General features: G+C 30.7%; 16 protein-coding genes and 1 riboswitch. Of the genes, 3 read left to right on the forward strand and 13 right to left on the reverse strand.

From position 1 onward, the window contains the following. Positions 1-16 precede the first annotated feature (16 nt). Both FAY47_RS09380 and FAY47_RS09385 read right to left on the reverse strand, forming a co-directional pair. On the reverse strand, positions 17-868 hold the full coding sequence (locus FAY47_RS09380) for a transporter substrate-binding domain-containing protein (RefSeq protein WP_143316453.1): 852 nt from the start codon (positions 866-868) through the stop codon (positions 17-19). 34 nt (positions 869-902) lie between these two features. Further along, positions 903-1,745: an ABC transporter substrate-binding protein gene (locus FAY47_RS09385; protein ID WP_143316454.1), complete on the reverse strand. Its 843-nt coding sequence runs from the start codon at positions 1,743-1,745 to the stop codon at positions 903-905. Between the two features lie 190 nt (positions 1,746-1,935). On the opposite strand from FAY47_RS09385, the gene FAY47_RS09390 reads away from it, so the two are divergent. Then, positions 1,936-2,166, forward strand: a complete 231-nt coding sequence (locus FAY47_RS09390; RefSeq protein ID WP_143316455.1) for a DUF3892 domain-containing protein — start codon at positions 1,936-1,938, stop codon at positions 2,164-2,166. A 121-nt stretch (positions 2,167-2,287) separates the two neighbouring features. On the opposite strand, the gene FAY47_RS09395 is transcribed toward FAY47_RS09390, so the two are convergent. Together FAY47_RS09395 and FAY47_RS09400 are read right to left on the reverse strand one after the other, a co-directional pair. Then, the gene (locus FAY47_RS09395; protein ID WP_143316456.1) at positions 2,288-4,480 is read right to left on the reverse strand and encodes a heavy metal translocating P-type ATPase; all 2,193 of its coding nucleotides are present in this window, start codon (positions 4,478-4,480) and stop codon (positions 2,288-2,290) included. A gap of 26 nt (positions 4,481-4,506) precedes the next feature. Further along, positions 4,507-4,869: a metalloregulator ArsR/SmtB family transcription factor gene (locus FAY47_RS09400; protein WP_143316457.1), complete on the reverse strand. Its 363-nt coding sequence runs from the start codon at positions 4,867-4,869 to the stop codon at positions 4,507-4,509. A 246-nt stretch (positions 4,870-5,115) separates the two neighbouring features. Between FAY47_RS09400 and FAY47_RS09405 the strand changes: the two genes are divergently transcribed. Beyond that, a complete protein-coding gene (locus FAY47_RS09405; protein ID WP_143316458.1) occupies positions 5,116-5,544 on the forward strand; it encodes a hypothetical protein in 429 nt (142 codons plus the stop codon). A 131-nt stretch (positions 5,545-5,675) separates the two neighbouring features. Here the strand turns inward: FAY47_RS09405 and FAY47_RS09410 are convergent, their stop codons facing one another. Then, the gene (locus tag FAY47_RS09410) at positions 5,676-7,034 is read right to left on the reverse strand and encodes an amino acid permease (RefSeq protein ID WP_143316459.1); all 1,359 of its coding nucleotides are present in this window, start codon (positions 7,032-7,034) and stop codon (positions 5,676-5,678) included. Between the two features lie 134 nt (positions 7,035-7,168). After that, positions 7,169-7,271: riboswitch (glycine riboswitch) on the reverse strand. A 203-nt stretch (positions 7,272-7,474) separates the two neighbouring features. Continuing rightward, positions 7,475-8,737, reverse strand: coding sequence for a hypothetical protein (locus FAY47_RS09415; protein ID WP_143316460.1), 1,263 nt, complete (start codon positions 8,735-8,737; stop codon positions 7,475-7,477). Positions 8,738-8,929: 192 nt separating this feature from the next. Here FAY47_RS09415 and FAY47_RS09420 point away from each other — a divergent pair, with 192 nt between their 5' ends. Then, the gene (locus FAY47_RS09420; protein WP_143316461.1) at positions 8,930-9,898 is read left to right on the forward strand and encodes an alpha/beta hydrolase; all 969 of its coding nucleotides are present in this window, start codon (positions 8,930-8,932) and stop codon (positions 9,896-9,898) included. Positions 9,899-9,940: 42 nt separating this feature from the next. On the opposite strand, the gene FAY47_RS09425 is transcribed toward FAY47_RS09420, so the two are convergent. From FAY47_RS09425 to FAY47_RS21190, 7 genes are all read right to left on the reverse strand, one after another. Next, entirely contained in the window at positions 9,941-10,225 is a 285-nt protein-coding gene (locus tag FAY47_RS09425) for a hypothetical protein (RefSeq protein WP_185966781.1), read from the reverse strand. A 229-nt stretch (positions 10,226-10,454) separates the two neighbouring features. Continuing rightward, positions 10,455-10,877, reverse strand: coding sequence for an N-acetyltransferase (locus FAY47_RS09430; RefSeq protein ID WP_143316463.1), 423 nt, complete (start codon positions 10,875-10,877; stop codon positions 10,455-10,457). Between the two features lie 31 nt (positions 10,878-10,908). Then, the gene (locus FAY47_RS09435) at positions 10,909-11,370 is read right to left on the reverse strand and encodes a hypothetical protein (protein ID WP_143316464.1); all 462 of its coding nucleotides are present in this window, start codon (positions 11,368-11,370) and stop codon (positions 10,909-10,911) included. A gap of 19 nt (positions 11,371-11,389) precedes the next feature. Further along, complete coding sequence (locus FAY47_RS09440; RefSeq protein ID WP_143316465.1) at positions 11,390-12,160, reverse strand: GNAT family N-acetyltransferase; 771 nt, start codon at positions 12,158-12,160, stop codon at positions 11,390-11,392. Between the two features lie 81 nt (positions 12,161-12,241). Then, a complete protein-coding gene (locus FAY47_RS09445; RefSeq protein ID WP_143316466.1) occupies positions 12,242-12,598 on the reverse strand; it encodes a RidA family protein in 357 nt (118 codons plus the stop codon). A gap of 44 nt (positions 12,599-12,642) precedes the next feature. Continuing rightward, positions 12,643-13,191: a GNAT family N-acetyltransferase gene (locus FAY47_RS09450; RefSeq protein ID WP_143316467.1), complete on the reverse strand. Its 549-nt coding sequence runs from the start codon at positions 13,189-13,191 to the stop codon at positions 12,643-12,645. Further along, positions 13,191-13,322, reverse strand: coding sequence for a hypothetical protein (locus FAY47_RS21190; RefSeq protein ID WP_279232053.1), 132 nt, complete (start codon positions 13,320-13,322; stop codon positions 13,191-13,193). The genes FAY47_RS09450 and FAY47_RS21190 overlap by 1 nt, the downstream gene beginning before the upstream one ends. Positions 13,323-13,342 lie beyond the last annotated feature (20 nt).

The raw sequence follows: 13,342 nt of genomic DNA on the forward strand, positions 1-13,342 counted from the left end.
TCCACCTTTAAGTCTTTTATGGAACGTAATGTGCTATTAATCCATATTTAGCTAATATCTCAAATAAAGTTCCATCCTCTTTCATCTCCTGCAATTTTTCATTAATCGCATTTAATAAAGTTACATCCTCTTTTTTAATAGGATATCCTATATCAATATTTATCTCGGATTTGTATTGACTTGGAGATAATAATTTAAATTTTGACTTAGGCTTTAACAAGATAATGTTCTCTGCAATTAAGGAATCTGTTAAAATGGCATCTAATGTTTTATTTTCTAATGCCATTGTCAAAGAATTATTATCGGGATAAACCCTATAATCTTTTATAATCCCTTGATTTTTCCAGCCTTCAACTAATTGGACATACACTGTACCTGCAAGAACACCAACAGTTGAATTTTTCAAATCCTCTTTACTATTAATATTGGAGTCTTTTCTAGTTAATACGACCTCATTCTCATAATAAATTGGAATAGTAAAATTCACCAAAGCTTTACGTTCTTCTGTTGCATATATTCCTTCTGCAAATAAATCAATGTCAGGATTTTTAATCAATTCTTCCAATGCATTACTAAAAAGAGTGTACTTTACATCTACCTTATTAATTCCTATACGTCTAGCTACTTCTTTTAAAATATCCGCATCAACTCCAACAAATTCACCAGTTTTAGGATCTTTATAGGAATATGGTTTGTTATTAGTTGCAACTACGGTTAATACCCCTTTTTTCTTTATTTTCTGTAATCTATCTGTTTGCTGCCCCGAAGCTACATTTTCATTTTTTGCCTTTATTACTTCTCCTCTAACACATACTGAAAAACATAAAATAATAATTAGCGAAACTATACATTTAAAATAACTTTTCAATAAAACTCCTCCTAGTACACTTAAATTCTATTAATTATGGAATGTAATATCTTGACACCCCATTCCTTGACATAATTTCATATATGGTTCCATCCTCTTTCATCTCTTGCAATTTTTTATTAATTTCATTTAAGAATTTATCGTCACCTTTCTTCACAGGATATGCTGTATTATAATTTATTTCTGATTTATATTGACTTGGAGACAATAATTTAAAATTCGACTTATATTTAGATGATAGAATATTTTCTGCTATTATAGAATCTGTTAACACAGCATCTACCAACTTATTCTCTAGGCCTATTATTAAAGAATTATTGTCAAAAAAAGACATATAATCCTTTATAATTCCTTGTTCTTTCCACTTCTCAGCCAATGTTCTATATACTGTGCCTTCAAGCACACCAACAACTGAATTTTTCAAGTCCTCTTTGCTATTTATCCCAGTATCTCTTCTAGTTACTACCACCTCACTAGCATTATAGATTGGGATTGTAAAATTGACTAAAGCTTCACGCTCACCTGTTATATAAAATCCCTCTGCTATCATGTCTACATCAGGATTTTTTATTAATTCATTTATTGCGTTACTAAATGGAATATACCTTACATCCACTTTGCCTACTCCAAGCCTCTTTGCAAGCTCCATTACAATTTCTGCATCCACTCCACGAAACTCACCTGTTTTAGGGTCTTTGTAAGAATATGGAGCAGTGTTAGCTGAATATACTGTTAATACCCCCTTTTCCTTTATTTTTTGCAATCTATCTGCTTGCTGCACCGAAGCTATATTGTCCTTTATCATATTTGCACTTACCGGAACTCCTAAGCTTAAAATAACAATTAACGAAACTATAAATTTAAAATAACTTTTCAACTAAATTCCTCCTAAAAAATCTAATCTTATACCTATAAATATTTTTATATTCCCCTATTCTCTTCCTCATTATTATTTAAAAATAAGATATTAAATATACCATTTAACTTAAATACATTCTTACTTAAGTTTTTTAATAAAAACCAATATAATTACAAATAATATTAGAAAATAAAAGTGAGGTGCTAATATGGATGATAAATCAAAAGTAGTAAAGGTAAAGAAAAATCCTGATGGAGATATAACTGATGTAATGCTTGAAAATGGTAATGTGTATTCAATTGATGAGGCCATAATGATGGCTAAGGATCATCTAATTGAAGGCGTAAACGTTGGAAAGTCAAGAAATGGAAGAGAGTATTTAAGAAGTAATCCTAATGATAATGAAAGTGATAACTTAGATAATAAGCCAACCTTTTAATATTTTTTTATTAAATAAAAAAGGAGCTATATAAACAGATATTTCTTCTGCTTACATAGCTCTTTTAACATTATTTAAAAAAGTGCAGCCAATATTATGACTACACTTAATTTTAACATCTCTACATATTTTCTATTTTCATAGCTCTCATGGCATTTAAAACTGCAAGTAACGCTACTCCAACATCTCCAAACACCGCTTCCCACATTGTTCCCATACCAATTGCTACAAGCGCTAGTATGACTAACTTTACACTTAATGCAAAAACTATATTTTGCATTACTATTCTTCTTGTTTTCTTTGCTATTTTTATAGCTGAGGCAATTTTTGAAGGTTCATCTGTCATTATAACTACATCAGCAGCTTCAATTGCTGCATCTGAGCCTACCCCACCCATAGCTATTCCTATATCTGCTCTAGCTAAAACAGGTGCATCATTTATTCCATCACCTACGAATATCACTTTACCCTTTGGTGATTTTTCTTTAAAAAATAATTCTAGCTTTTCCACCTTTTGATCTGGCAATAATTCAGAATAAACTTCATCTAAGCCTAATTCTTTAGAAATTGCATCTCCAACCTTTTTGTTATCTCCAGTAAGCATAACTGTTTTCTTAATACCGATTTCTTTTAAAGCCTTTATAGCCTTAGCTGAATCTTCTTTCACCTCATCTGAAATAACTATATATCCAGCATATTTCTTCTCTATTGCTACATGGACTACAGTACCTATAGTTTCAACTTGCTTATACTTTATATTTTCCTTATCCATTAACTTATAATTACCAGCAAGTACTTCTTTTCCATCAAGGGTAACCTTAACTCCATGACCTGATATTTCTTCATAATCTTTTATTTTTTCTTTTACTATTTCACTTCCATATGCTCTTAATATAGAAGTTGCTATTGGGTGATTTGAATAATTTTCTGCATAGGCTGCACAAGCTACAAGTTCATCTTTAGAAATATTTTCTTCTGGTTTTACTTCTGTAACCTTAAATATACCTTTTGTAAGAGTTCCTGTCTTATCAAATACAACCATTTCTGCTGAATTTAATGCCTCAAGATAATTTCCACCCTTAACAAGTATTCCATTCTTTGATGCTCCACCTATTCCTCCAAAGAATCCAAGAGGTATAGATACCACTAAAGCACATGGACAAGATACCACTAAAAATGATAACGCCCTGTAAATCCACTCTGAATAAGTTGCTCCTTCTATAACAAGTGGTGGGATTAAACCTAATGCCAATGCTGCAAAAACAACAGCTGGGGTATAGTATCTTGCAAACTTTGTTATAAAGTTTTCTGTTGGAGCTTTTTTGCTGCTTGCATTTTGAACTAAGTCTAATATTTTTGCAACGGTAGAATCTCCAAATTTCTTTTCAACCTCTATAGTTAAAAGTCCATTTTTATTAATAACTCCATTTAAAATATTATCTCCTACTGAAACTTCTCTTGGAACACTTTCACCAGTTAATGCAGCAGTATCAACCATAGATTTTCCTTCGATTACCTTACCATCTAAAGGTACCTTTTCACCTGGTTTTACTACTATAATATCACCTATCTTTACATCTTCAGGATCTACTTTTTTAAGATCACCATCTAACTTTAAGTTAGCAAAGTCTGGTCTAATATCCATAAGACTTGAAATAGATTTTCTTGATTTATTAACAGCCATGTCTTGGAACATTTCTCCTATTTGATAGAAAAGCATAACTGCTACACCTTCAGGGTACTCACCTATAGCAAATGCACCTACGGTTGCTATACTCATTAAGAAGTTTTCATCAAATATTTGTCCTCTAATTATATTTTTAAAAGCACCTAAAATTACTTCTCCACCAACAAGTACATAACTTACCAGATACAATAATAATTCTATTGGCTGAGAAAGCTTCATAATAGTTGCTACTGCAAAAATCAAGGCACCAATGATAAGCCTAATGATCTCGCTCTTATTACTTTCTTCTTCAACTTCTTCATTTTTAGCTTTTGATTTATTCTGAATGCTATCCATATCCATAACATTAACATCAGGTTCAATCCTCTTAACTATCTTCTTAACATTATCAATAATATCATTTTGTTTTGATGGGTCTTCTATTTCCATAGTTAACTTTGTTGATACAAAATCTACTGATGCTGATCTTACACCATCTACATTACCTGATTCTCTTTCAATTTTTGCGGCACAATTGGCACACCCAAGCCCTTCTAGCATAAATTCTTTTTTTACAGATTTAAGACTGCTTGAGTTTTGTGACTTATTATCAGTAGAACTAGTTTCTAATTTTATATTATTTGCCATAGCTTTTTCCCCCAATCTTAAAATTATTATCTTTCGGATATGTGACTTAAGCCTTGATCAAAGATACCTTTAACATGATCATCATCTAGTGAGTAGTAAACTACTTTACCTTCTCTTTTATATTTCACTAATCTAGCTTGTTTTAAAACTCGTAGTTGATGCGAAATAGCTGATTGAGTCATTCCAAGAAGTGCTGCTATATCACAAACACACATCTCAGCTTCAAATAATACACATAATATTTTTATTCTCGTTGAGTCTCCAAGGACTTTAAATAAATCTGCTAAATCATAAAGAGTTTCCTCTTTTGGTATAGATTCCTTAACTTTACTTACTATATCTTCATGAATTACAGTACAACTACAAAATTCATTATCATTTTTTCCCATATATACCCCTCTTTTCCTTTGAACGTATGAATATTTGTTCATATGTTTATTATATGCAACTCTATCCTATTTTGTCAACATAAATGAAATTAATTTTCAAACTTTTAATGAATATATTATTTTTAAATTATTTAAAAACCCAATTTTCTCAATAATATAAAAGTGGATAATTAACCTTTTTTGAAAATAATACTTATAACAAATTTGTCGCAATCCAATATATTAAAGTATAGAGGAGATACAAGTATGAAAAACAGTGATGATGAGAAGGCATTGCAATTAATAATTTTGTTAAATATGGAGTCACTTGGAGCAACAATAGGAATAATTGGATACTTTTTTATTATAAAAGCGGCCCAAATTGGGATTTATGAAGAAATTGCAAAAATCAAGGATTACGATATTAACATAAAAGAAATAAATTTAATTCAAGAGAAACTATCTGCTTTAGGTGAGTTTTTCTTACTAATTGGAAACTCTATATTATATTTAGTAGCAGCATCAGAGTTGGATTTGGAAATGGCATATAATAATTCAAGGGATACTTATAAGTCTTTAGAGCCCCAATTAAATATTGCATTTGGATATTTTTCCAATGTTATTTCTGACTTAATTAAAGTTATAGGAGCTCAACAACGAGTAAATGAAGGTGGAGAGGAAATTACTATACTTTAAAATTTTCCTTTAATATAATATTAATTGGAACTTATATAAGACTAAAAAGAGGGCTGATTTCCTTAAAAAATCAGCCCTCTTTATTTTTAACTTATATATAAAGTTTATACTCTATTCTATTATTAATTTTCTTAGTTTTTCTTTGATTGAAGTATCTTATAAATCACTCCAAGGATTATAAACCATACAGGTGTTACAATTAATGCTACACGAGTTTCCTCATTAAGTGCTAGTACACCTATAACAAAAGCTAAAAATCCTAAAATTATGTAATTCATTATAGGGTAAAATGGCATTTTAAACTTATTCTTTTTAGCAAGTTCAACGTTAGTTTTACGATATTTTAAATGGCAAATAACTATAATCGCCCAGATAAAAATAAAGCAAAATGTTGATACACTTGTAATTAATACAAATACCCCTTCTGGCATAACATAGTTCAATATAACTGAAACAAATATAACCACTGAAGAAACAAACAATGCATTAGAAGGTACACCATTAGAAGTTAATTTTCCCATTGACTTAGATGCATTACCTTCTCTAGAAAGAGAATAAACCATACGACTTGTACTAAAAATACCGCTGTTACAAGCAGATGCTGCTGAAGTTAATACAACGAAATTTACTATACTTGCTGCTGCTGCTATTCCCACTGCTGCAAACACTTGTACAAATGGGCTCTTCTCTGGATTTATTGAGTTCCATGGATAAATGCTCATAATAACTAAAAGTGCCCCTATGTAGAAGATAATAATTCTAATTGGAATATTATTAATAGCCTTTGGAATAACACGTTCTGGATCTTCAGTTTCACCAGCAGTTAAACCTACTAATTCAATTCCTGTAAATGCAAACACTACCATTTGGAAAGAAAGAATAAATCCTTTTACTCCATTTGGGAACCATCCACCATGACTCCAAAGGTTTGTAAAGCTAGAAGCACCTGCATCTGTAGAAAATCCTTTTATAATCATGAATGTACCAATTATAATTAAGGCTAAAATAGCTATGATTTTAATTAATGCAAACCAAAATTCCATTTCACCAAATAATTTTACTGCAGTAAGATTCATAATAAGTAAAATTACAAGAGCTATAAGGCTTGGAACCCATTGAGCTATATTTGGAAACCAATACTGCACATAAAGTCCAGCTGCTGTTAAGTCAGCCATAGCAAGTGAAATCCAACAAAACCAGTATGTCCACCCAGTAATAAATGCTGCTTTATTTCCTAGATAGTCATGTACAAAGTCTACGAAAGAATGATAATTTAAATTAGAAAGCAATAATTCCCCAAGGGCACGCATAATAAAGAAACAAATTACCCCTGTTATCATATAAGCAAATAAAATTGATGGACCAGCCAAATGAATTGATCTCCCTGAACCTAGAAATAATCCAGTACCAATTGCTCCTCCTATGGCCAGTAATTGAACATGTCGATTTTTTAGTCCTCTTGATAAGTCTTGTTTTTGTGATTTTTCCATTTTATCCCTCCATTTACGTCATGAGGTGTTTTAATAACTACCCCTTCGATAAGTATTTTATGATTGGAGATACAAATGGGAATAGATAAGATCTAAACTAAGTAATTAATATTATATTACTTTTATAAGATATGTTACCTGTCCCTGTCCTTTTACCTGAGAGTTTCGCTATAGGTTGTTTTTCCATATAACTTTCTCCTTCGGTGCTCTATTTCGAGTCTCTCCAAGGGTTCATCCAATAACGGTCATCTCTAATTTAATAGGTACCTGAAAGATTTACTTCTTCGGTGTATAGCTATGCCATAACTCTCCCGCTATCTTCATCTGAACTTTATTTAATTTTACTGTTATATCGTAATATATTTTCAATATACTTGCAACATTTTTTTTATTTTCGTTAAAATTATAGTTTTATTTTGTCATATTGATTAGAATAACACCTATTCTAATTCTTCTGCTCTCTTCTTCCAAAACTCACCTATATTTCCAACTATAGATTTCATATGTTCTTCTGGAGTCTTATCCTCCCATTTGTCAAAACGACTAAAGGTATATCCTCCTGCAGATGTAGTTGCCCCTTCACTTGTGTTAAAAGGTCCCGATAATCCTGCCATCCATTTACTTTCTTCTGGATCTTCTTCATTTTCACATCTAAAACGGAACAAATAATACTCATCATCACCATCAGTAAATACATTCATAAGTTCAATTTCATCTGGTACTCTTCCAAGCTCTGTTGGGTACACAAGCCAATCAACCATATTTGATTCTGCAAAAAAACTTTGAGTATTATATTTTTCAGGATAAACCTCTAATTTATCAAGTCCTTTAAGGTTAATATAGAACCAATTTCTTGTTTCATTATCTCCTGCTATCTCCAATGCATCTTCTTCACTTAAATTTTCACCTAGTTTTATTAATGAAACTCCAGCAAACATCTTAAGCCTCATATCCTTAATTTTCATTAAACCTCTTAACGATAATATAACCTCTGGATCATTTATATATCCACCTAAATCAAAGTATACTCCAGCAGAGTATCTAAGGTCTAAATAATCATCATTGTCCCATAAAGATTTATCATCTTCATTAAATTTATAATTTATAATTCTATGAGCCATATCCACTATATCTTGAACTATAACTGCCTTTGAAGATTCAATTTTTTCCTCACGAATAAGTCCGTTATTAAAGCAAGTCAATAATATCATATATATATCTACTGCTATGTCCTTATTATCGGCGAACTTTAATATTCTTGGAAACAAAATATCTATCCCTCTTGGATTTCCATTCAAATTACCTACAGGCAAGCTCATAAGCTTCTGATAATCCTTTTCTAAAAGCTTAACGTAGCTTATTAAGGCCTTTTCATTATCATAACTTGCTAAAAAGTTTAACGCAGCTATTTTTGCATTATCATTTAAATCCTTATATATATTTTCTATTTTCAATATATATTCACCATAGGGCCTTGCTGCACAAATGGCAATAAGATCTGATGAAATATCCTTCCATTCATACTTGCTTTTTGGAAATTCACCTTTGCATGCTTCTAACAGCTTAATTCCTTCTGTTAAAGTTAACTCCATTTCAGAAATTGCTTTTAACGCTTCTTCTCTCTTTTCTTCATTAGGATTTTGAAGCTCTTCAATAAGCTTGTCTACCCTTTCTTTTCCCTTAAAAAAATCTAGTATCTTCATAATTCCCCCTATTTCTTTAGTTCTTATATTATTTTTTCTTATGTCTTCCAATATTTCTATTCTAAAACAATTGCTAAGAAAAATCTACCATCTGCTTAAAATGATGAGGAAAATTGTTGAATTAATTGATATTATCATCTAACATAATACTTAACTAGCTGCTCAGCTTTTACCAACAAGGAGGATAAGCATATGAAAATAAAAAGTAGTATGATTGATAAAGATTTAAGAACTTACGGTAGAATAATTAAAATAGCTAATAGTATATTTAATAATACTTTAAGTTTGTGTCTAATGTATAAGCTTGGGAAAAAAATCAAATTAAAGATGAATGACGATTCCATGGAATTCATAGAAAAGAAAATCTCAAGAAAAGATGGTTCCATGATGCGTGTTTGTATATTTAAATCTAAAACCAAAAAAGAAAATCTCCCAGGAGTTTTATGGCTCCATGGAGGAGGTTATGCAATAGGAACACCTTATCAATCAAAGCTATATGCAAAAGAATTTATGAAAGTTAGAGATTGTATAGTAGTAGTTCCTGATTATCGATTATCCATTGAGGCACCATATCCTGCTGCTCTAGAAGATAGCTATGAAACTCTTTTATGGATGAAAGACCATGCAAAAGAATTAGGAATCAATGAAAATCAGTTAATGGTTGGTGGAGATAGTGCTGGTGGTGGTTTAACAGCTGCACTTACACTATATGCAAGAGATAAGAAGGAAGTTAATATTGCCTTCCAAATGCCATTATATCCAATGATAGATGATAGAATGATAACTGAATCAGCAAGGGATAATAACGCTCCAGTTTGGAACTCAAAATCTAACTATAATGGCTGGAAACTATATCTTGGTAATCTTTTTGGCAGTCCAAATGTTCCATGCTATGCAGCTGCTGCAAGAGAAAAAGATTACAGTAATCTTCCACCAACAGTTACTTTTGTTGGTGATTTGGAACCTTTTAGAGATGAAACCATTCAATATGTAGAAAACTTAAAAAAAGCTGGTGTTGAAGTTCAATTCAAAATGTATAAAGGTTGCTTTCATGGCTTTGATCAAATGTGTCCTAATGCTGAAGTGAGCCAAAAGTCATTTACCTTTCTAACCAATTCATTTATTTATGCAGTTGATCATTATTATGCAGAACAAGAATAACACAAAAAATGGTAGGGTATCAAAACCCTACCATTGTAAATTTTATAGTAACTCTTGTTTTTTCAATTCTTTTCTACCTGCATTAGTTAAAGAAAGCTTCTCATAATCTATAGCTACTACATTATTTTTATATTCACTTACCTCTTCACCACTTGTTTTAGCCCAATCTCTTCCTAAGAAATATCTTTTAGATACCAGTCTTTTAAGATAATATGCTATTTCATTTACTGCATATGCTTCTTCTACGTCAGAATTATATCTGACAGTTTCATTTCCATTGATTTTTTCATTTACATACTCTAGAACATATAGTTCTTTTTCTCCCATTGTTTTCACCACTTTCTTACTTTTTATATTATACACAATTTCTGCAGCTTTTGTAAGTATATCATAAATCCATATTTTTAATAAACATCCTTTTAAGATTTACCTATTAGAAATATTAACCATTTTTGCGTAAAATAAAACCTTTTTCTGTAATTAATGGTGAAATATATATTTTGTTAACATTATAAAACTTACCCTTTAATTCAAATTTGTAAGTTTCTCCCTATAATCATTTTTTCCACTTCATAACCAGCTCTATTTCTCCAGTATTTTCATCTACTTGTTCTGTTGAAATTGTAAAACCTTCTCTTAAATAAAATCGTAATGCATCATTATTCTTTTTATAAACACATAAAGACAATTCATTGTGTTTAGATTTTGAATAATCAAGTAGTAACTTCCCAATTCCTTTTGATTGAAAATTACTTGACACAAAGATTCCTGCTACAAAACTCTCCATTAAACCGATGAATGCCTGTATCGCACCATTTTTCTCATATACATAAATTGTTGCTTTAGGCATCATTTCCTTAACTGCTTCAAAGTTATCTTGCCAATACTTACTGTCAATAAAATTATGTGCCAAAATATTTGTATCAATCCATAGTTGCATTATCCTATCAATATCTTTTGTTCTAAACTCTCTAATCATAATTAATCTCCTTGCTATATAAAATAAATTACTATTTATCATATAACTCTCCTAGAATTGGGTAATATGTATTTTCAAAAGGCCAATGATTTTCTATCCACTTTTTAACCGTTTTATAAAGAAGCATATCTGTCACATGGTCTCTTGTCCACATAGTAATTTCAGCATCATAGCAATCTGATGGATCAATATAAATGCAACCTAAACAGTTTTCATTTTGGATATCAAATACAGTATAAGCAAAGGCAACTCTCTCATTAAATTCCTTCTCGTGCCGTTTTAAATCATTCTCATCTTCTTCAAGTGTTAGATTATCAGCTGGCCATCCATTTGTATATTCTTTCGTATAAAGCTCATGAATATGATCTCTAGCTTCCATAACAGCAATGTAATCCTTCTGTAAATCCAAAACAGTAAGCTTTCTTATGGTAAAATTCTCCGTTTTATATATAGTTGGAACAACAAATTCATCTGGTATAAATGATCTTCCCATTTCTATAAATTCTCCTCACTTAATAGTTCGTTATTTCATATGCTACATATTCTTTATCAAAATGATAACCAAGTTTTTCAGCTAAAGCCACAGAACCCTTGTTTTGTGCATCCCAACTTGGATATAAACCTTTATTTAAACACTCTAGAATTAATTTAGCACCACAAGCTAATGCCAAACCTTTTCTTCTATAATCCTTCCTAGTGTCAATTTCTATCTCTATTCCTTCTTTGTATACAGTATATGAAGATGCCCCTGAAACAATCTCTCCATCTTTCATTACTACAGCTCCAATGCCTCGTTTTTTGTAATCATCATAATCCCTAAACTGAGAGCATAAATCCTCTGACCATTTACTGCCCATAACTTGATTATAAATATCTTCATCTATCATATGAACACTAAATGGTTTCTTTATATCTTCAACTATTTTTTCTAATTTCACAGTATCGAATATATCAGTTTCCTTCTTAATAGCGTAACGATATACTTTTTTTGCTCTTTCTTTATATGTTTTCTCAATAAGATTATTCCACTCATCATTCTCTGAAGTCATAATTATAAAATTAGATTTATAATCATTTGGCTTATTTAGCACAAGTTCACTATTAACCTCACCTGCAAAGAAACAAAAGTCAGCTACTACGATTTGAGCTGATTTAGGACTCCTAATACTATCTGCATATGCCCTTCCCATATATCCTTGCAAGCATGACCAAATTAATGTCTCCTGCCAACCTTCAAATAACTTCTCTAAACATTTTGTATCTCTAATCTCGTAAACACTCATATTGGTTACCCCATTTCATCTTATATAAACAAGTTACATTTGATTTAATCATCTATAATCATACTAACAATTGTAATTTATTTAATTCTCTCTGAAAGCTATCGCATCAACCTGAAATTCAATTCCATCTCTAATAAACTTTGTTTCATATGCCTTTCTAGCTGGATATTTCCCTTCAAATCTTTCCTTAATTATTTCTCCTAAAAACGATAAATCTTTAATATCTCTAAATAAGCAATCCATTTGCACTACAGATTTCAATGTCAAGCCTATCTTTTCAAGTCTTTCACTTAAAACATCAAATGCACCATTTATTTGGTTTTCTATTGATTGTCCCTCACCCTTCATACAATAGCTGATATAAACATAATCCCCTGCCTCAACAATCGCAGAGTGTGCCCACTCTTTGTCTATTTCTGTTCTTATAATTTCTCTCATTCTACATTCTCCTTGTATTCTATTTTTGTTACAGTTAATAACTACTATATCATTCTTCCCATTATGATTTCATCACGATATGTTCCATCTTTAAGCCTAAATGCATTTTTCGTAGTGCCCCAAGCCTCAAAACCATGCTTTTTATATAAAGCAATTGCCTTCTTATTATCTGAAAATACACCTAGCTCAATCTGCTCATATCCAATTTGTTTTGCTTGATTAATTACTTCTTTAATAAGCGCATTTCCAATACCATTATTCCAGTACTTTTCTTTTATAGAAATTCCAAATACTGCTCTATGTTTAAGCTTAATAAAGTTTCTTACACAGCTGATTCCTGCATTACCTGCAAGTTCATTATTAACAAATGCTCCAATCATCATGTTTTCATTGCTATTTAAATTATCCTTAAGAATCTCTATTTCCTTGTCAATTGTAATATTAATTTCCTCAGCACATCTAATCATAAAATATGTTTCTTCTGATGTCATTTTTAAATATTCAATCATTTTTTCTGCATCATCTTCATTAGGACTTCTTAAAATACATATTGTCCCATCTTTTAGCTTTATTTCTTTTTGTTTAAATTCCATTAATATCCTCCCTTGTAATTAACTTTAACTTGACTTTTATTTAAATCATGCATTATTGCATATTTAACTTTTCCAATTAAATTTTTCCTTGAATAAATTATTATTTGCCCCACCAAGATACCGACTTCCATTACCTTGTTGCTAAATAATA

It is taken from the genome of Clostridium sp. HBUAS56017 (assembly GCF_007115085.1).
Classification (GTDB): Bacteria; Bacillota; Clostridia; order Clostridiales; family Clostridiaceae; genus Clostridium; species Clostridium cibarium.